We start from the raw sequence: 19,621 nt of genomic DNA, 5'->3' as shown, positions 1-19,621 counted from the left end.
TTAATTTGTTGTCAGAGTTTTACCTTGATAAAAATTCAGCAATTGGCTGTACAGAACTGCCATATATTTTGATTGAAGATAGGTTTGTTCATTGGTGAGATATGTATTTCTGCTTACCGAAAGTTCCGTCGTGGTCAAGCCTCCGAATTCGTATTTCTTACTGGCCAGATCGTAAGCAAGTTTTGCATTATCTCTTGCTACTTTAGAAGATTTTTGCTGAGCCTGATTTGCGACTGCATTTTGCCAAGCCGTTTCGATACTTGAATATAAAGTTTTACTTGCACTGATTTTATCCAGTTTATTTTGTTCTATATCTATTTTAGCCAGTTTCACATTCGTATCGTTCTGTTTTTTTGAGAAAATCGGGATGTTCAGAGACAAACTAACGGATTTATTGAAATTATTTTTAAACTGATTAAAATATCCATAATCCTGAGTGCTTGTGTAGCCAGTATTCAAACTTGCGCTTGCCGAAAGTGTTGGCAAATAACCTGTCTTCGTAATTTGTAACGCATTTGCGAGAATCTCATTTTGCGCATCATAAATTTTAAGATCAGGAAGATTTTCGATGGCCTGAGCAAAAACCGTTTGTTTGTCAGGAATCGATTCCATCAAATCATTCAGAGTCACTTTTTCAATTTGAAAATCTACACTTGGGTCTAATTCCAAAAGTTGTTTCAGCTTCAAAACCCGCTGATTGTAAAGATTCTCGCTATTCACAAGTGTATATTGATTTTGGGCATCCTGAGTTTCCACATCTGCAAGATCTAGTTTTGAAATTGCTCCGTTTTTGTATTTGGTTTGCGTTAGTTTCAGTTCTTCAGCCGAGGAGTTGGCTGCATATTTTGCACTTTCAATACCTTCATAATAGTATAAAGACTGAAGATAAGCATCTAAAACATTCAGAACAATACTGTTTTCTGCCTGTTTCTGGTACAATTCAGATTGTCCGACAAGCATCTTATTCTGTTCGATTTGAAGATTCAGCTTATTTCCCTGATAAATGGTTACGTCTCCACTCAAACCAAAACTGTTCGAAAAAACATTCTGATTGACGAAAGAACTTGTAATGGGATCGACACTGGAACCATTGGTCAACCCAACCGAAGAAGAACCGTAAATCGTAGGAAGTTTATTGTTTTTCTGCTGTTGAAAATTAAGCTCGGCAGTTGTTTTGTCAAACACTTTCTTTTTGACGGTAATATTATTCTTAACTGCGTAATCAATACAGTCCTGAAGTGTCCAGACTTTTTGAGCAGGAGCAAGGATTCCGATGAAAAATAATATGATGAGATATGGTTTCATTTTTTGTCTGTTTTACGAAGCAAAATTGCATCAGACAGAAATCAACATCAAATCTAATAGACAAACGAGAGGATTTTATAGAAGGAAAGTGATATTGTTTCGACAGAGAATTGATAAAAAATAGAAATCTTTATTCTTCAAAAGGAAGCACTATTAATTTTTCAGGCACATCAGATAAAAGATAAAGTATAATGGCACAGTAGCAAACCGGAAGATGCTGTTCATGTTTTCCACGACTACTACAGGGTGAAAAATGATAATATGCATTCTATCTCGGCTCAGAATTATTAATCATAACAAATGCACAGTTTCAGTAAAAAAATGAGATCGGGTAGGGTTTAGATTTTACTATATCTTTGTCGTTTGATGTACATTAATGCCTTGAGTCCTTAAATTGTACTACGAAAATATTATCTATTCTGTGAAATCGTACTCAGAAAATGTGTAATATAATGTTTTTAATACTGCTTTAACAGCATGGTATGGATATAAGAAATCTTATGAACCAGAAGATGATAAAACGTATATCAATCACGCGCTGACTCCTGAGTTATTTTAACTGAAGGAAACAATATGAAAGGAATTCGGGTATCAATTTAATGGTGTTGACTCCCTGATAAGAAAACGTAAAATACTTAACATCATTGAATGAAAAAGCCATCTATAACTGATGGCTTTTTCATTATATTTATATTAGGGTTGACCGCTGCCACCAGCTGAACCATAGATTTGTCCTGTTGCAAAACTTCCATTATTGTCAGCAAACTGCACAAAGATGGAGGCTAGTTCTGCAGGCTGCCCTGGTCTTCCTAATGGGGTATCATCTCCGAATTTAACCAGATTTTCCTGTGTCTGACCGCCACTCACTTCTAAAGCTGTCCAAACTGGTCCTGGAGAAACGCCATTTACTCTGATGCCCTTTGGACCTAATTGTTTTGCAAGGGATTTTACATAACTTGTGGTTGCTGCTTTTGTCTGTGCATAATCGTAGAGATCGGCAGAAGGGTCATAGGCCTGGACTGATGATAGTCCGATAATGCTGGAACCTGGTTTCAAATGGGGTAGTGCTGCTTTTGTGATCCAGAATGGTGCATAGATATTGGTCTTCATAGTTCTGTCGAAATCTTCTGTGCTGATATCCAGAATGGATTCGTTGGATTTTTGGTGACCTGCGTTATTGACTAATATATCAAGTCCTCCCAATTGAGCTACTGCTTCAGAAACCAATTTCTGGCAAAATGCTTCATCTCTGATATCACCAGGAATTGCTATTGCTTTTCGACCGGCTTTTGTGATCAGATCTATCACTTCTGCGGCATCCGATTCTTCTTCCGGCAGATAATTGATTGCGACATCTGCACCTTCTCTGGCAAATGCAATAGCGGCTGCACGTCCAATCCCTGAATCTCCGCCCGTGACAAGAGCTTTTCTACCAACCAATCTTCCGGAACCTATATAGCTTTCTTCACCGTGATCCGGAATTGGATCCATCTTCCCTGCTAATCCGGGAAATGGTTGGAATTGTTTTTTGAAAGGTGGTTTGGGATATTTTTTAGTGGGATCTTGTAGAGGGGATGTTTCTTCGTTTTTCAAAGGTTCTGCCTGGATGTTTTCTTTATCCTCAGTAGATTCAGGGGTAATAATATTTACTAATTTGTCAAGTGCTTCTCTTTGTGTGATTTGATCGTCCATATGAATTGTAATTTGGTGTGAATAATTGATTTTAGTTTTATCATAAGCAATCTACATTCCATATCATATAATGTTGGAAATTATGCTTGAAATTGCAAGAAAAACCAAATTCAAGATAGATAAATTATAATTTTTTTACAATCCTGCTGGCTGCAGTATCGCAGAAATCAAGCCCTGAATAATCTGGATTTAGTCCACCAATAAACGGAACCGCCATGATAAATAAATTGTTGACTGTCTGCCCATATTTATTTAACGACTGGAAATAATCATTAATCTTCAGACCATTGACTTTGAGGTAATAATTATCATTCTGTCCTTTAACCACTGGATTTTCATCAGTTTCTGATAATTTTTCTGCGGTAGTATTACTTTTAAAACTCAAATAGGCTTCACTGATTAGCTCATCCGATCTCAAGCTTTCAAACGGCAGGTCAGACAATTCCAAAGGCTTTTGACCGATGGCATCAACAAATACATGATAATGCTTTTGGTGTTTTTCTCTTTGAGGTGACAGATAATGGTAGACACCTCCTGATTCAGGATGTGGCTCTACATAGCTTTCTTTATCAACTTGGATCAGGTCAATAATGCCTGCGTCATATAATGCGATAATTTCTTTGTATGAAGATTGGGGCAGTGATGCGATAATGATTGATATCAGAGGAAGAAGTGTTTTTCTGAGACGCAGCATATCTTCTGCCGAAAAATGTTTTGCAGGATAATTCATCGCATAACTAAATGCTGATAAAGTTTCTTTCCAGCTGATAGATTGATGCCGTTTGATCGATTTTTCTGCTTCGTTGTATTCTGCTTTGAAAAGCTGAAAAGAATCCAATTCCTCTCTGATGCTCATCATTTTATCAACAAATTCTTCAATGCCCAAGTCCTTTACCTGAAAGTAAAAGTCAGCGTCTTTCTTTTTTAGAGGTAATTTAAAATTGATCTCAAAAACATGGTCCAGATCGACAAAACCATTATGTTTTTTTTTGTAATCATAGATTTCCTGCAGTGACATCATCCAATCATTTGAGTAGGCCTGATCTTCTGAATGAAACCTTAATGCCGGTAAAAAGCCACCTGTTGAAAACATATGAATACGGAAATTTTCCGAATCAACATTGAGTGAATATTTTAACTGCCCATCTTTCAGAACTTCATATTGACCATTTAACCGTGATAAAGTCTTGACAGCATCCACAGCAGTTAGAGAAGTTCCCCTAATCGCAATAGGGAAGTTGGTGTGGCTTGTAAATTTGGTGGGCGGGTAGGGCGAATCAAACCACCCGACCACTGCTTCTTCGTGTTTTTTTGGCCAGTAATGTCCGGTACATAATACCACTCGGTCGACTATGAAATCTTTTTGAAGATCAGTCATAATTTTAAATTTTTGGCCTCTGTTCACAGGAATAATATCCTGTACACAACAGTTTTTTCGGGCAATGATTTTGATCCCATTTTCTTTTGCCATCTTTATATAAAGCTCAAATTGATATTCCATATAATTTCCTAAAAGAAGTCTTGGAATAACCTGGTAGGCATTGAATTTTCCACCTGATGAAAAATCTGGAAATAAACTGGTAGGATGCTGTGCTAAATAATCTTCAAAGCTACAAGAAAATTTTGGCAGTTCATTGGCTGAAATATTGGCAACATGCTCGATTCCAGAGCCGCCTTTTCCGTAGGGCATTCCCACACCCAACCTGTCATTTTTTTCAAATATATAAATGGTGTCAGGCTTAAAATTCTGATCCATCATGTTTTTCATTATCAGAAGTGCGGCAGGTCCGCCTCCTATAAGTGCTATAGTTTTTGAGTCGATATTTTCCATAAGAATATTATACTTGCCTCAAATTCAAATTGCATACCTATTTTTACCTGTAGGGAAAATATTTATACGAGTTGGGTCAGCTCTTTTATTAATAACATGAACTGACAAGGTCTTAACTTTTTATTAATTTCTAATTGGTTATATAAACCAGTCTTCACAATGATCGTCTTTTGCTCATAAATTATAATAATGAACCGCCCCAGGAAGCCATAAAAGAACCTCTGCGTTATATTGTAGTCAGAGCATCATTTTGTTTTGTGGGCATAAAAATTCTTTTGCAGTAGGCTTCACTGAGGACTTGTTTGCCGTTACAATTGCCATCATCTTATAAAAAAGTTTAGTTCCAACCAAAAATATAATAAGGTTCAATAAGGAAGCTCATCAATCTTATGGGCTAAACTATATTTTTAGTTGCTGCGAATAAGAACCATATTTGAGATATGTGTAATTATAATGAATTATTATTGCGAATATGATTAAATTGCATAATAATAACCATTATTCTAATATTATGAATCAAACACTAAAATGTCCAAACTGCAATTCAGAAATTATCTTTAATGCACAGGCCTTAATTGCAGGCGCCTCTTTTGAATGTTCTACTTGCAAATCGAAGATAAAATTGTCCTCCTCAAGCACAAATGAAACGAAAAAAGCTTATGACAAGTTTACCGAGCTTAAAAAAAAACTTGATAAAAAATAATGAGAGGTGGAGATATTAATACAATGCTTATTGATAGACTAGAAAGAGTATATATCTTAACTGGTTATGGACAAAATCTACAGACTCAAATAACCTTAAATGCTTTTATGGATTACATAGGTTGTAGGCAACCCTTAAAAAGTAGATATAATTATTATGATAATACCAAAAAATAAAAAATGAGAATATTTTTTATATGTATGATTTTACTTTTTACCTAAAGCGTAAAATAATCAAATCAAAAAATTATTTCTCTTTATAAAGAAAACTGAAGAATGGCTTATCAAAATATTTATGATCAATGCACTGCACGATTAGAATATTTAAATTTCTTTAGGTATAATACTTTAAAGATGTTAGAGAAAACTTCTAGTGAGAAAGATTTTTTAATTATCAATTATAATATTCCAGTACCATATAGCACGAAAGCAATTTTAAAATTGATAGTAATTATTATGGTTTAAAACATTATTTTTAAGATCAAAACGGTCAATTTATTGATAAAAATAAGTAATTTGAAGTTAGTAAATTTGAAAAAGAGACTATTGAAAAAATTGATGAGTATCTGAAACAGGTAAATCAGAATATTTTAGCAATAAAAGTAATGGTCTAATTGGTATATAAACACATTGGAATGTTATTGCAAGAATTAATGAAAATATATAATTAAAGAATTGTATACAATAAAATCACTTGCTCCTTTGCGAAATTATCGTGAATAACCCCGTATTTATGAGGTTACTTATTATATGCAGTTGTTTTCTTATTTAAGTTTATGATAAACCATACGTTATAAAATAAAACCGACTTTGAATCGTCAGCAAGAACCGTGTTGCTTTTTCTTTTAAGGTTGAAAGAAAAACGATTTACTTATATTTGCCTCGCAAAGCAAATTCAAATGTTCAAAAAAGTAATCATTGTATTTATCCTTAGCTTTTATACGGTTTTTTGTTCGGCTCAACAGGTTCGACCCTCAAAATCATCTGAAATTTACCGTGAACTCAAAACCCTTAAACACCTACCTAAAGTTTTATACCTTGCAGCTCATCCCGATGATGAAAATACAGGGTTACTCTCCTGGTTAATCAACGACCAAAATGTAGAAACGGGTTATTTGTCTTTAACCAGAGGTGATGGTGGTCAGAATTTATTAGGCACAGATCAGGGTGCTGCATTGGGTTTAATCAGAACTCATGAGCTTTTAGAGGCAAGAAAGTTAGACGGCGCCCAACAGTTTTTTACCAGGGCAATTGATTTCGGGTTTTCTAAAAATACGACTGATACCTTTAAACAATGGGATGCAGATAGCATTACAGCGGATGTAGTTTGGGTCATCCGTAAATTCCGTCCTGATGTTATCATTTGTCGTTTTCCTCCTAATGCTGCGGCAGGCCACGGACAACATGCGGCTTCGGCCGTGGTTGCGGAAAAAGCTTTTAAGCTGGCAGGCGATAAAACGGCTTTCCCAGATCAACTAAAATATGTGAATGCATGGCAACCAAAACGCGTATTGTGGAATACTTTCCGCTTTGGTGGGGTCAATACGACAGCTGAAAATCAACTGAAAGTTACCGTTGGGCAATATGATGCGCAACTGGGAATGGGCTATGGTGAATTGGCAGGATTAAGCAGAAGTTTACATAAAAGCCAGGGTGCGGGAACACAGTCTGTAGCCGGTATCAGAACTGAATATTTTGCCCACGTTATTGGCGAACCTGCAAAAGCAACACTCTTGGACGGAATAACTAAAACCTGGACTTCACAAGGAAGCGCTGATATTGACCAATCATTAGATAAAATTATTTCCTCTTTTAATTTTAATCAACCTGATCTCAGCTTACCTGCCTTGCTTGCTTTACGAAAAAAGGTTGTAGCTCTTCAGGATGGAGACCTGAAAAGGGATAAAATTAAATCTCTTGACAATATCATTTTAAGCTGTGCCGGATTTATGGGCGAGGTAGTGACCAATCAGGCTGAAGCTGTTGCCGGGGATCATTATAATTTCAGATTAAATCTGATTTCAAGAGCTACAAACCCTGTTGTTTTAGAAGATGTAAAATGGTTAAGTCAATCAGAAAGCTTCAACAGAAAACTATCAAAAGATTCTTTAATTACCATTCAGCATGACATTCAGATTCCTGCAGATGCAGCACTCACAGAACCTTACTGGTTGGCAAAATCTCCCACGAACGCAGCAACTTTCTCTGTTCCAAATGATACTTTAATCGGTTTGCCAGAGGCAGAATCGCCACTGAATGTTTTGCTTGGTTTAAAAATCGGTTCGGAAAATTTTCAGGTTAAACTTCCTTTATCTTTCAAGAAATTAGACCCGGTGCGTGGTGATGTAGTCGAAGCCTTGCGCATTGTTCCTGCATTGGAACTGAAATTTACACAACCACTTTATCTGGTCAAAGAAAATGAAGATTTGCATTTGGGTTTAAATTTTAAGGTTAATTCCAACAAACCTTTTAAAAATAAGGGTATTGTAAACCTTATGTATAACGGAGAACGATTAGGCGGGGCTGATGTAAATTCGCTCAATGGAAAAGATTTTACCGTTGAGTATGTCATTCCAAAAGCTAAAATTGCCTCAATAAAATCAAATCAGTTACAATTGGATGCCAATTTTATTGCGGACGAAGTTACTTATAATAAAAAACAGGTATTAATTCAATATCCGCATTTACCTTCCTTACAATATTTTACTCCTGCCACTGTAACTGTAATGAAAGGCGATATTCAGGCGAAGGTTAAAAAAGTGGGTTACATACAAGGTGCAGGCGATTTCATTCCTGAATTCCTACGCATTGCAGGTATTCAGGTAGATGTCCTGAAAGACGAAGATTTTTATGGCAACTTAGATGAATCCAACGGAAACGGTAATCAAAACAAGCTGTCACAGTATGATGCTATCGTTCTTGGTGTTCGTGCGAATAATACAGAAAAAAAACTGGGTCGCTGGATGCCTTTTTTATGGTCTTATGTAAAAGCCGGAGGTAATTTGGTGATGCAGTACAACACCAATCAGGATACAACCGTTGACCAATTGGGAATGTACAGTTTTAGCATTGCCAATAAGCGTGTTACCGAAGAAAATGCGGAGGTTAAATTTTTAAATCCAAATCATAAATTACTGAATTTTCCGAACAAAATTACGGCGGATGATTTTAAAGGTTGGATGCAGGAGCGTGGCGCTTATTTCCCTGCTCAATGGGATGCAGCGTACGAACCGCTTTTTGAAATGCACGATACAGGTGAAGAGCCTTTGCAGGGATCAACTTTATATGCCAAATATGGGAAGGGTAATTTTATTTATACACCATTGGCATTTTTCAGACAGTTGCCTGCGGGAAATGTTGGTGCGGCACGTTTATTTTTAAACTTTTTATCTGCACAGAAAAACTAATGAATAATCAACTTAAAAATTGGAATACCTGGTACCTATTACTAGCAGCTGCATTAGTATTGCAGATCGTATTTTATTATTTGTTTACTAAATTCTGGGCATGAGTACTATAGATTGGACAGTTCTTATTGTTACACTTGTTGCAGTGGTGGTTTACGGCGTATTGATCGGTCGTGGCCAAAAAAGTAACGAATCCTACCTGAAAGCAGATAATAAAATGCCTTGGTACATTGTGCTTATAGGTATTATGGCTACGCAGGCAAGTGCAATCACTTTTCTTTCAGCACCGGGTCAGGCGTATACAGACGGTATGCGTTTCGTTCAGTATTACTTTGGTCTGCCGTTGGCGATGATTGTTATTTGTATTACTTTCATCCCGATTTTTCAGCGTTTAAATGTGTACACGGCTTATGAATATTTAGAAAACCGTTTCGATAAAAAAACAAGAGTGCTCACTTCACTGCTTTTTCTTTTTTCCAGAGGCTTATCCACAGGAATCAGCATTTACGCTCCGAGTATCATCTTATCAAGCGTTTTAAACTGGAATATTTATTTGACTAATGTTTTAACGGGTGGCATTTTATTGATTTACACCTATATTGGTGGAGCAAAAGCGATTGCTCACACCCAAAAATTACAGTTTCTCATTATTCTGGGAACCATGGCTTTTGCAGGATATTTACTTATTCAAAATATGCCGAATGGAATTGGTTTTAACGATGCACTTTATCTGGCGGGGAAATCAGGAAAGCTCAATGTAATCACCACAGAATTTGATTGGAAAGATAAATACAACATTTGGAGCGGACTTATTGGTGGTTTTTTTCTGGCCCTTTCTTATTTCGGTACAGACCAGAGTCAGGTTGGGAGGTATATTACTGCGAAGGACAATACCAATGCAAAAATGGGCTTGCTGTTGAACGGATTGGTGAAAATTCCGATGCAGTTTGCTATTCTCCTGATCGGTGCCCTGCTTTTCGCATTCTTTTCTCTTAAGCCGGCTCCGATTTATTTTAACGAACGCTCTTATCAACATTTAAAGGAAACAAAACCTGAACAGGCTGCGGCTTTTGAAAAAGAACACCAGGATTTACAAATAAAATTTAATGTAGAATCGAAAGAAATTCTAAAACTGAAGGAAGCTCATTCTCCCCAAATTAACAAAACAATTCAGGATTTTAAAAATACACAAACCCAGGTAAAAGCACTTCACGGCAGGGTAGAGGAGGCTATCAATAAATCAAACTATAATGCGGAGAAAACTGATACCAATTACATTTTCCTGTATTTCGTAAAAAATACCTTGCCTGTAGGGATGATTGGTTTACTGTTTGCCGTCATTTTTCTGGCCAGCTGGGGCTCAATTTCCGCAGCGCTGAATTCCCTTGCTGCCTGCTCCTTAAAAGATGTACATTTGATATTCAAAAAAGAAATTCCTGATGATGCCACCGAATTGAAGTACAGTCGCCTGCACACTTTAGCCTGGGGTATTTTCTCAATCGGCGTTGCCATGTTTGCCACTCAAATGGGTTCCCTTATTGAAGCGGTTAATGTATTAGGTTCTCTTTTTTACGGCCCGATATTGGGAATTTTTCTTGTCGCATTTTACTATAAGAAAATCACCGGTTCAAATGTATTTATTTCTGCAATTTTATCAGAAATTGCGGTTATTGCCGTTTATAATTTTGATATCGTTTCTTTCCTTTGGCTTAACGTCATTGGGGCAGCGGCAGTCATTATTTTTTCGGCAATTGGGTTACTGTTTTATAAGCAGAAAGCAGTAACTTCGTAACACATATCTACATAAATACATTCAATAAAATATTATGAAAACAATGATTAAAACTGTTGCTGTAGTTTTTGCTACAATGACGATTTCAGTAAATGCATTCGCACAGGAAGCTAAAAAACCTGCGAGCCCTCCGGCTACTGCAACGGGGAAAATTAAAGATGCAACCATCACAATTGCCTATAGCAGTCCTTCTGTTAAAGGGCGTACCATCTGGGGTGGTCTGGAAGCTTATGATAAAGTTTGGCGTGCGGGTGCCAATGAAGCAACTACTTTCACAACGGATAAAGACATTACCGTTCAGGGTAAAAAGCTTCCTGCAGGTAAATATAGCTTTTTCTTAATCCCTAAACAAAGCGGAACCTGGACTGCGATTTTTAACAAAGAGCCAAAACAATGGGGTGCTTATAAGTACGAAGAAGCAAAAGATGCTTTACGTGTTGATGTAAAAACAAAAGCTTTACCAGCAACACAGGAAACTTTAGTATACAAAATAAACAGTAACGGATTCACAATGGATTGGGATAAAATCTCAGTTCCTGTAGAGATAAAATAAATGTAAATATGAGAAATAAAAATCCCGTTAATGCAGGATTTTTATTTAAAAATTTGATCGTGTATTAAAGATGACTATTTGTAAATTTTTAGTGATATAAAACAGCATTTCATAATTACTACTTTCAAATATTTTAAAATACGATGTGTTACAGATTTTTTATTATAATCAAAAAGGTTTATATTCAAAACTTCACTGTATGGTTTTGATAGTCTGCAAAAGAGCAAAATAAAATGTTACTGGCACTGGTAAAGGCTCCGCCTGATCTTATAATGTCCAATCTGAATCAAACAATGGTGCAGTATAATCAAAAGGGATCTGATGAAAGCATTTTCAATGAAACAAACCATTGAAAATGCTTTTTTTGGTTTCATAGCATGAATTCTTATTCGAGATTGATGTTTTTGAAATAATCATCATTTATCTACAAGGTATGATATATGGTGATCGTGCATCAGCTGGTAAACTCTTGTATCTTTAAAATGACTTCATCTATATCAAATGGTTTTGAAATAAAAGCATCGGCATTACACGCATTCGTAACATTATCAGCCTTAGCATGTGCGCTTATGATAATGACTGGAAGTGCTGCGGTCTCAGAATCCGATTTTAATTGATTGCAGATATCAGTTCCTGATCCGTCAGGAAGCATCACATCTAAGATAAAAAGGTCGGGGACACTTGATTTATCTCTGTTGTTAAATGCAGCAACATTCGAGAACGAGCGGACATCATAATTTTCAAATGACAGGAGCAACTGAAGTGCATCTCTGATGCCTGTCTCATCTTCTACAATAAAAATACTTTTCATAATACGCTTCGTTTCAAAAATGAAGCCAATGTTAGTGGAACTTATTATAAAAACAGAAAGAATTGCGTCTACATCCGTGTCTGCTGCTTCTCTTATAACCTTTTATCTTCATTCGTCTGTAGTATAATTGTTTTTTTTTTCATGCCGCTGTATCACGAACCTGTTATTTTATTATTTGGAGACCAATCAACTCAATCTTAAGCATGATAAAAGAGCTTCATTGTATTATTGTAACAGAGATATTGATAATAAACTAATTAAATTGTTTGGAATTGATAGTCAAAAAAAAGGCTATTATGATTTAGAAAAAAAAATGATATAGAAACAGATTATACTAAAGAATAAAATTTTAAGGATGTTAGTATTCAATTCGGACGGGGAATAATAATGCTGGACAGTGCTTATTATTAATCTTAAAGATATAAAATTTGCAATATATGGTTCGGAACTTAATAAAGCATCTAAACTGGAATAGTCTAACCTTATTGATTAGAAAAATTATTTGTTTGATTATCAGTATTTTAATAAGCCATGAATGAGAATTTAGTTTTGTAACTTGTTGACTATGAGTATAATAAAATAATGGCGTCAACTGTCTTTAGTTGACGCCATTTTCCTTTGTACTCATAATCGTAGAAATATCGAAACATTTGATAGAAAATTTGGAAAGAATCATAGAAATAGATATTTCTGGCATATGAAACATGATAGGTTTTCCTCAATTCATTTACTGGTAATTACGTAAAGGAGGCTGTTTCAAAAAATAATACCTGTCTCTACTATCTGACAAATTTTGTCGTTTAGCAGATTTTCAGAGAATGATTTTAGCTTTAGAGATAGCCTTTTTTACTCTGATATGTTTAGACCGTAATCATTATTTTTTTAAATTAATTACAGTAAGACACCCGCGGATTGGTACTGTCTCCGCATCTAAACTGATATTTAAATTGTAGATATTTCGGTGTGGGATTATCCGTGACCTCAAGCGGAGCCATCGACTGTCCGTTATAAGAAGGCATGGTGACCTGTACAGCAGAACCATTGCCTAAAGCCACATTTTTAGCATTGCTGTTTCCATTAAAACTATAATCCATCATGGCATCCAAAAGACGGTACACACCGTAATAGTCCAATGCATCGAAAGCTGTTCGGGAACTTGGCATTACGTGATCTGTCACATAATTGTATCCATTTACACTAGATGATTTAATATAAATAAAATCTTTTTCAGCATTAGAAATATTGATATTTTTAAAGATATCGATTGCCATCCTGTGATCGTTAACATCATCTTCATCATAGACCTGGGTGATCATTTTGGTATTGGAAGGAAAACTCTGCAATTGCTGTTGCGTGGTCAATGGACTGTTCCAGTTGAACGAATACCAGGGAGCCATAGTGAAAAGAAAACGTCCGTTTTGTCCCCAGCCTTTCTCTGTAAATGCTTTATAGGAAAGATCGATACTTGCCCCACCTCCAAAAGAATGTCCCATAAAACCTACTTTCAGAGTGTCAATAATGTTGGGGTAATCTGCAGCGGCCTTCGTGAAGCCTTCCCAAAGGGTCTGGTAACGGTGATCAACACTGACATCAATAGTGCGGTAAGGAACAAACACCGCCACATAACCTTTCTTTGCAATAAAGTTATACAGCTCTATATTGTATTCTTTTTCCTCACCCCCAAACGGATGCGAGAAGAATATAGTAGGTCGAGGAGAAGTAATGCCTTTAGGATAGAAAATTGAAACCTGTGTTCCTGCGTACTGTGGATTACTGAAGTCAATTTCTGCCACCTCATAGCTTCCGTCTGCACCATATCCTGACACAGGTCTTTGTATAGGTCCATCAAGGCTGGTGTCAAGTTTTGACTGGAGAGGAGAAGCTGCTTCGTCAGTATCGTTAGTGTATTGAGAACATGCAGAAATCGCAATAAATATAATAATTAGCCATAGGTTTAATAGTGTTTTCATTTTCTTTTGTTTTTAATATTTTGAATCATCTCATCTTTAATTTCCTGATATTTTTTATATTGATCTGCATCCAGAATTTGGCTCAGGGCATTGGATTTTTCTTTCTGTAAAGCTTTCAGTTTTTTGAATTTGGAGATTTTACTTTCGTTACTTTGCAGAATTGGGTCATTCTTTCGGGCATACTGAAGATCAAGAGCAGAGACCTGCTCAATTTGTTTGGCATTTAACGCTAACTGACTTGTCATCCATGCCGTCATCATCTTTGCACGTTGTTCGGGAGTACTGTCCTGTAACTTTTTTGTCTGTGCTGTTACATTTGCAAATGTCATACATATAAATGCCGCAACAAAAAGTAGACATTGTTTTTTTTGTTTTAAAATCATCTTGAAAATTTTAATTTTAATAAAACAAATGTAGCAAGACTGCTTATTTCCTTTAAGATAAAAAAGGGTGAACCTGCTAAATTCAGAGATGAAATTCATTATTGATCCATCCACTTCCTAAAATGCATGGCCTTTGCTTTGCTGACAAGGATCTGTTCCTGAGGTAAAGGATGTATTTTGACAAGTAGCCTCCCATTGAAAAAATATTCTACGGCTTCTACAGCGTTTTTATTGATAATAAATTGGCGATTAGCCCTGAAAAAAACAGCAGGATCCAATTCATGTTCAAGTTGTTCCAGTGTGAATTCCATTATATATCGCCTGCCATCTGCTGTATGCGCATATACTATTTCATTTGAAGTATGGAACCAATTGATCTTAGCCGCTTCCACAGGAATAAGCCTTCCACAGTAATGGATCAGAAAGGATTTTTTAAATTGTTTTGTCGTATTCTGGAGTTCCTGCAGCAGAGACCGTGTTTTAGTGTGTTCAATTTTGATATCAGCCGCAATAAGGGTATTGTATTTAAGTAAAGTCCGCTTTATTTCTTCCGTGTCAAAAGGTTTTAGAACGTAATCAATGCCGTTGTTACGGAAAGCCTCGATAGCATAATCATTATATGCTGTAACAAAAATAACAGGTTTTATAATGTTTACCTGTCTGAAAATCTCAAACGATAATCCATCGGAAAGCCTTATGTCTGAAAATATCAGGTCATAATCTTTATTATTTAAAATAAACCAATCCATTGCTTGTGTTATACTTTGTAAAGTCTTCACGATTTGGATTTCCGGGTTGATTTCTCTCAGTATATATTCCAGGTTTCTTGCGGTAGCAGCTTCGTCCTCGATAATTACAATGTCTAATTGTTTTTTCATAATAATGGAAGCTTTACGATGAAATATTCTGTCGTTTGATGGATCTCTATCTCATGACGGGTTTGCAATTTGTATCTTTCATTCAGGTTGATAAGGCCAAGTCCGGTGCTTTCTGCTTCGCCGATGTTGGGCTGCAGATTATTCTTGACAATAAGCCATCTACCTTCCCCATAAATCTCTACAGTTAAAGGATAAGAATCTGTACCTCTATTATGTTTAACAGCATTTTCCACCAAGGGTTGCAGTGATAAAGGAAGAATTTGGCCGCCTATAAAATCTTCGCTAATATTGATATGAATCTGAAAGGCACTTTCCAGCCGCATTTTTACAAGCTGGATATAGGATTTCAAATGCTCAAGCTCTTTTTCCAGAGTTACCAGATTGTTGCCTGAACGAACCAATGTATATCTGAAGATTTTGGAAAGATGGAGGATATAGTTTTGGGCCATACCTGGATCTTCCCTGACTATAGCAGAAAGGCTGCTTAGGGTATTGAACAGAAAATGAGGGTTAAGCTGTTCCTGAAGTAATTGAAGCTGTGTCTTTAGGTAGGCGGAATTGAGCTGCTCGTTGATCAGGTCTTTGTTTTTGCTTTCACGCATCAGAAGAATTAGACGGATGACTATAGCGATCATAATACTGCTGAGCAAAAACCGGGCAAAATATCCTCTGATCCTACCTCCCGGAAGTTGAAAAGTTCCAAAAAGCAAAGAATGGGTCATGCTTCCCAGTATAATAGCTGCCACAACCACCAAGGCATTGAATATGTATAGTTTCCAGTATTGTTTATTTTCTCTAAGCACGCTCAGAAGTTTACCGTCAGAAAGATTCAGATACAGTAATAAGATACAGAATATCATATTATTTAAAAACTGAAAACCATATTCCCAAATATTGAATTGCCAGTAACGGGCGATAATCCCATCACTGTTAAGAGCCATCAGTTTTGCAGAATTGACCATCAGCGTAATCAAAAATGCACTGTAAAGATATATTTTTCTCTCATTCTTATTCATTAGTACAAAGAAAGCAAAATATTAAAATCAATGATATAATAAATAGCTGAAGCGGCAAAAGTACGTGGTGAAATGATCGGTTTAGAGTGCATAACATTGGCTAAAGTATTTTGTAACTTCTCCAAATACTTAATTTATACAGTGACTTTTTAAAAGCCCTTACAAATATGTTTAATTTTTTTCGACGATTGTGATCTGTAGTGGCTCAAGGTTTCGTATCAATAATCAGTGTGTAAATCTACTTTATTTTAGATTTTCCAGGCTTAATTTGCCATATCCTTTACAAGCTGGGTAGGAGAGTTGCAGTCACAATTGCTGAAACCGACAAGATAAATGTCCCTTTGAGGAATATAAACCGCCATCGACTTGAATCCGAAAACACTTCCGCCATGTTCACGGGTAGGGATGCCATTGATATCCTTCAAATTTATGTAAATTTGTATATAGTTACCATAATAAAAACTGTCTAACTAATGTATGCGTTTCATGGGAAAGGTTCTATGTTCATCCTTACCATTTCTCAATCCTGAGATTTCTGCCTCCAAAGAATCTCTGCCGATCTTCTGGTAGGAAATTACCTGCGGAAAATCATGGAATCTGTTCTCAAAGATCAATCGGGTGGATGAGACTGAAATAGCTTCGAACCGGACAGGAGATCCTCCATTCTGATCTTTAACGGTAGGGATATAGAAAAGCCTGCCTCTTTCCTCAGATATGCGAATGGTTTCAAGGATGAGGGTATCGCTGCCTTTAATGGAATAGCTTCGACCGCTAAGTTCATTTTTTCCGGACTTCTTCCAAGACTCGTAAACGATACCTCTGCTCGTTCTGTTTTCCCACCTGCCGGCAAGCCATTGTGCTTTTCTGATATAGTTGGAAGGTACAGTGCTACAGCTGTAACATACCCAAATAAAAACCATCATTTTTAAGAATATCTGTTTGCTCATGATGTCATTTTACTGCAAAGGTGCATTATTCCTTAGATTCAAAAATTGTATAAATGCGACAATATTATTTTGTTCCGTAAAACAACGTACTCAATGTAAGATGCTTTCCGTAAAACTCTTTAGGGCTGACACCGACAAGTTCTCTGAAATCCCTGATAAAATGCGCCTGATCGTAGTAATTATTCGCATGAGCCATGGAGGTAAAGCTCGAATATTCTTTGGTTAACATCATTTTAAGCGTTCCCTGAAAACGAATGATCTTTGAAAGTTTTTTGGGACTCATCCATATGGCGCTATGAAATTTTCTTTCCAGTTGCCTCATGCTTATCCGTAATTCGTGAGAAAGAGCTTTAATCGGAATTTGTCCGTTAGCAGTTATAATCATTTCTACTGTGGATCGTACGATTTGATCGGCCGTTTCAGAACGGGCCAGCCTCTCTAAAAGGAATCTTTCAACCCGCTCGATTCTGTTGCTGACATTATGGATACTAAGCATCTCATTTTCAAAATGCTTTCCATCAGCTCCGAAAATACTTTCCAATGGAATACCTGTGTTTTCCATTTTTTTGATGGGAAATGTAGAAAAATGCGTAAACCCGTGGGGACGGAACCTGACGGAAAAGATTTCAGTGCTTCCGGAAGGCTCGATCTCAAGCGGTCGGGAGAGCTGCCCCATGACAAAACATCTCGGCTGCAGAAAACTGCTACCGCATTCGTTATATTGAAGGTACAGACCTCCGTAATGGATGATCATTTCCATACAGCCATCCGGGACAATAGATTGTCTCTGAGGTTGATCACCCGCAGCATCTTGCAATGTCCAGTAGCATTTAACCAGCATCGACAGATCCTCAGAAGGTTCAAACATTCGGTAATCCATTATATTTTTTTATAAAATTAGCTACTTTCGAGCTTACGAACAAGATTTAATGGAAAGTCTCAGATTGATATATTATTTCAGGCAAACATATATTTTAATGTACCAGATCAAAATATGAAATAGTAAATGCCTATGATCAATCTTGTTTATGTGTACTTAATAGTGAAACTCATAATTTAGATAAAGATGCTAACTGGTACAATTAAGTATATAATCACCAAAATTACTTATAAGTGGATGCCTTACGCCAATACTTTAACGCCGATAATTGATGCGCTGAAAGAATGGGGATAAAACACCGGGAAGAGATTTTGAAGCAGTAATATCCTGATTAAGTATATTCGTGTTAGAGTAATAACTTTTATGCAGGTGTGATCATAAATAATTTGGTCCTTAACCACTTAAATGGCTTTATGAACGAGACATAGCCAATTTAGTAATTTTTCAATAAAAGGATCTACCAATTTTTGATATGTGGAGCAATAAGTAAAATAGTAGGTACAGCAACAACGTACGCCAATTCTCAGGACTTTATCCAGATTTTTAAGAAATTGGGCTTAAATCCAATGTTCACTAGGATTACAGTAAAAGATATGATGCCTGTTGTTGCTATTCCCATTATCAATGCAAATGCTATTTTCTTTTTCATTTTTGCTTTAGGCTATGCCGGATCAATATTATTTCTGACTCGCAAGATTTTTTTTGATCTTCATCATAATACTGGCAGGTACAAAATTCGGAAGTTTGGAGTTGAACCAATTTTGAAGACCAATTACTTTTTTTCCGTGTCCTTCGAGCAAATGTTTAACTCCATATTCTGCAACAATTTCCGGATGCATTGGTTTTGTCTTATGCAGGTTTGTCGTTTGCATTTCACTGGTAGTAAACGCAGTATCTACCGTGCCTGGATATAAAGAAAGAATGGTAACACCCGTGCCTTCCAATTCAGCTGCTAGCGTATCACTAAAAGCCAAAACAAAAGCCTTAGTTGCAGAATAAACAGAAAAATATGGCATTGGTAAAAATGAGACTACTGAGCCTATGTTCATAATTCTCCCAGATCTGCGTTTGACCATATCTTGTGCAAAAAGCTTGGTCAATACGACTAAACTGGAAATATTCAGGTGAATCATGTCCAACTCTTCATCCAACGAAGTTTCTGTAAAATGACCATAGTTGCCTACTCCGGCATTGTTGACCAGATGGGTCACTAATAAGTTTTCATCCTTAATCTTTTTGTGCAAATCTCTAGCAACATTTGGATCAGAGAGGTCTGCAACATAATAGTGAATAAGTACGCCATATTTTTTTGTTAAAGCTGTCTGCATCTGTTTCAATTTGCTTTCTGTACGGGCAACCAATATCAGGTTGTGCGCTTTTTCTGCTAATTGATGTGCCATTTCGTAACCAATTCCAGATGATGCTCCGGTAATTAAAATATATTCTTTCATTTT

General features: G+C 36.4%; 17 protein-coding genes. 3 read left to right on the top strand and 14 right to left on the bottom strand.

Annotated elements, in window-relative coordinates; all coding sequences use genetic code 11:
* The 3 genes from K0R77_RS03645 to K0R77_RS03635 form a co-directional block, all read right to left on the bottom strand.
* Entirely contained in the window at window positions 1-1,305 is a 1,305-nt protein-coding gene (locus K0R77_RS03645) for a TolC family protein (protein WP_300347984.1), read from the bottom strand.
* 693 nt (window positions 1,306-1,998) lie between these two features.
* Window positions 1,999-2,997: an SDR family oxidoreductase gene (locus tag K0R77_RS03640; RefSeq protein WP_300347980.1), complete on the bottom strand. Its 999-nt coding sequence runs from the start codon at window positions 2,995-2,997 to the stop codon at window positions 1,999-2,001.
* A gap of 124 nt (window positions 2,998-3,121) precedes the next feature.
* Window positions 3,122-4,828, bottom strand: a complete 1,707-nt coding sequence (locus K0R77_RS03635) for an FAD/NAD(P)-binding protein (protein WP_300347977.1) — start codon at window positions 4,826-4,828, stop codon at window positions 3,122-3,124.
* Window positions 4,829-6,429: 1,601 nt separating this feature from the next.
* Here K0R77_RS03635 and K0R77_RS03630 point away from each other — a divergent pair.
* The 3 genes from K0R77_RS03630 to K0R77_RS03620 all read left to right on the top strand — a co-directional run bounded on the left by K0R77_RS03630 (window position 6,430) and on the right by K0R77_RS03620 (window position 11,282).
* Complete coding sequence (locus tag K0R77_RS03630) at window positions 6,430-8,937, top strand: PIG-L family deacetylase (RefSeq protein ID WP_300347972.1); 2,508 nt, start codon at window positions 6,430-6,432, stop codon at window positions 8,935-8,937.
* A gap of 100 nt (window positions 8,938-9,037) precedes the next feature.
* Window positions 9,038-10,729, top strand: a complete 1,692-nt coding sequence (locus K0R77_RS03625; RefSeq protein WP_300347969.1) for a sodium:solute symporter — start codon at window positions 9,038-9,040, stop codon at window positions 10,727-10,729.
* Between the two features lie 34 nt (window positions 10,730-10,763).
* On the top strand, window positions 10,764-11,282 hold the full coding sequence (locus tag K0R77_RS03620; RefSeq protein WP_300347966.1) for a DUF2911 domain-containing protein: 519 nt from the start codon (window positions 10,764-10,766) through the stop codon (window positions 11,280-11,282).
* A gap of 454 nt (window positions 11,283-11,736) precedes the next feature.
* On the opposite strand, the gene K0R77_RS03615 is transcribed toward K0R77_RS03620, so the two are convergent.
* The 11 genes from K0R77_RS03615 to K0R77_RS03565 form a co-directional block, all read right to left on the bottom strand.
* Window positions 11,737-12,093 (bottom strand): response regulator, encoded by a 357-nt coding sequence (locus tag K0R77_RS03615; RefSeq protein ID WP_300347963.1) that lies wholly within the window; start codon window positions 12,091-12,093, stop codon window positions 11,737-11,739.
* 887 nt (window positions 12,094-12,980) lie between these two features.
* Window positions 12,981-14,063: an alpha/beta hydrolase gene (locus tag K0R77_RS03610; protein WP_300347961.1), complete on the bottom strand. Its 1,083-nt coding sequence runs from the start codon at window positions 14,061-14,063 to the stop codon at window positions 12,981-12,983.
* On the bottom strand, window positions 14,060-14,446 hold the full coding sequence (locus K0R77_RS03605) for a hypothetical protein (protein ID WP_300347958.1): 387 nt from the start codon (window positions 14,444-14,446) through the stop codon (window positions 14,060-14,062). The genes K0R77_RS03610 and K0R77_RS03605 overlap by 4 nt, the downstream gene beginning before the upstream one ends.
* Window positions 14,447-14,544: 98 nt before the next feature.
* Window positions 14,545-15,324, bottom strand: a complete 780-nt coding sequence (locus K0R77_RS03600) for a LytTR family DNA-binding domain-containing protein (RefSeq protein WP_300347955.1) — start codon at window positions 15,322-15,324, stop codon at window positions 14,545-14,547.
* Window positions 15,321-16,340 carry a sensor histidine kinase gene (locus K0R77_RS03595; protein ID WP_300347951.1) on the bottom strand — a complete coding sequence of 340 codons (1,020 nt, stop codon included), beginning with the start codon at window positions 16,338-16,340 and terminating at the stop codon, window positions 15,321-15,323. Before K0R77_RS03595 ends, K0R77_RS03600 begins: the two co-directional genes overlap by 4 nt.
* Complete coding sequence (locus K0R77_RS03590) at window positions 16,340-16,465, bottom strand: hypothetical protein (RefSeq protein WP_300347949.1); 126 nt, start codon at window positions 16,463-16,465, stop codon at window positions 16,340-16,342. Before K0R77_RS03590 ends, K0R77_RS03595 begins: the two co-directional genes overlap by 1 nt.
* 138 nt (window positions 16,466-16,603) lie before the next feature.
* Window positions 16,604-16,765, bottom strand: coding sequence for a hypothetical protein (locus K0R77_RS03585; RefSeq protein WP_300347946.1), 162 nt, complete (start codon window positions 16,763-16,765; stop codon window positions 16,604-16,606).
* Window positions 16,766-16,810: 45 nt separating this feature from the next.
* On the bottom strand, window positions 16,811-17,287 hold the full coding sequence (locus tag K0R77_RS03580; protein WP_300347944.1) for a DUF6265 family protein: 477 nt from the start codon (window positions 17,285-17,287) through the stop codon (window positions 16,811-16,813).
* Window positions 17,288-17,351: 64 nt separating this feature from the next.
* Window positions 17,352-18,155 carry a DUF6597 domain-containing transcriptional factor gene (locus K0R77_RS03575; RefSeq protein ID WP_367182677.1) on the bottom strand — a complete coding sequence of 268 codons (804 nt, stop codon included), beginning with the start codon at window positions 18,153-18,155 and terminating at the stop codon, window positions 17,352-17,354.
* A 535-nt stretch (window positions 18,156-18,690) separates the two neighbouring features.
* Complete coding sequence (locus tag K0R77_RS03570; RefSeq protein ID WP_300348362.1) at window positions 18,691-18,786, bottom strand: DUF2798 domain-containing protein; 96 nt, start codon at window positions 18,784-18,786, stop codon at window positions 18,691-18,693.
* Window positions 18,787-18,844: 58 nt separating this feature from the next.
* The gene (locus tag K0R77_RS03565; RefSeq protein WP_300347942.1) at window positions 18,845-19,618 is read right to left on the bottom strand and encodes an SDR family oxidoreductase; all 774 of its coding nucleotides are present in this window, start codon (window positions 19,616-19,618) and stop codon (window positions 18,845-18,847) included.
* Window positions 19,619-19,621: the final 3 nt, after the last annotated feature.

Source organism: Chryseobacterium sp., from assembly GCF_029240215.1.
Classification (GTDB): Bacteria; Bacteroidota; Bacteroidia; order Flavobacteriales; family Weeksellaceae; genus Chryseobacterium.
The sequence above is the reverse complement of the archived record's forward strand: the minus strand, read 5'-3'. Positions and strand labels throughout refer to the sequence as shown.

Bases quoted from the DNA above. Each gene is read 5' to 3' on its own strand.
- K0R77_RS03645 (WP_300347984.1), bottom strand. From the start codon at position 1,305: ATGAAACCATATCTCATCATATTATTTTTCATCGGAATCCTTGCTCCT.
- K0R77_RS03640 (WP_300347980.1), bottom strand. From the start codon at position 2,997: ATGGACGATCAAATCACACAAAGAGAAGCACTTGACAAATTAGTAAAT.
- K0R77_RS03635 (WP_300347977.1), bottom strand. From the start codon at position 4,828: ATGGAAAATATCGACTCAAAAACTATAGCACTTATAGGAGGCGGACCT.
- K0R77_RS03630 (WP_300347972.1), top strand. From the start codon at position 6,430: ATGTTCAAAAAAGTAATCATTGTATTTATCCTTAGCTTTTATACGGTT.
- K0R77_RS03625 (WP_300347969.1), top strand. From the start codon at position 9,038: ATGAGTACTATAGATTGGACAGTTCTTATTGTTACACTTGTTGCAGTG.
- K0R77_RS03620 (WP_300347966.1), top strand. From the start codon at position 10,764: ATGAAAACAATGATTAAAACTGTTGCTGTAGTTTTTGCTACAATGACG.
- K0R77_RS03615 (WP_300347963.1), bottom strand. From the start codon at position 12,093: ATGAAAAGTATTTTTATTGTAGAAGATGAGACAGGCATCAGAGATGCA.
- K0R77_RS03610 (WP_300347961.1), bottom strand. From the start codon at position 14,063: ATGAAAACACTATTAAACCTATGGCTAATTATTATATTTATTGCGATT.
- K0R77_RS03605 (WP_300347958.1), bottom strand. From the start codon at position 14,446: ATGATTTTAAAACAAAAAAAACAATGTCTACTTTTTGTTGCGGCATTT.
- K0R77_RS03600 (WP_300347955.1), bottom strand. From the start codon at position 15,324: ATGAAAAAACAATTAGACATTGTAATTATCGAGGACGAAGCTGCTACC.
- K0R77_RS03595 (WP_300347951.1), bottom strand. From the start codon at position 16,340: ATGAATAAGAATGAGAGAAAAATATATCTTTACAGTGCATTTTTGATT.
- K0R77_RS03580 (WP_300347944.1), bottom strand. From the start codon at position 17,287: ATGAGCAAACAGATATTCTTAAAAATGATGGTTTTTATTTGGGTATGT.
- K0R77_RS03575 (WP_367182677.1), bottom strand. From the start codon at position 18,155: ATGTTTGAACCTTCTGAGGATCTGTCGATGCTGGTTAAATGCTACTGG.
- K0R77_RS03570 (WP_300348362.1), bottom strand. From the start codon at position 18,786: ATGGGAATAGCAACAACAGGCATCATATCTTTTACTGTAATCCTAGTG.
- K0R77_RS03565 (WP_300347942.1), bottom strand. From the start codon at position 19,618: ATGAAAGAATATATTTTAATTACCGGAGCATCATCTGGAATTGGTTAC.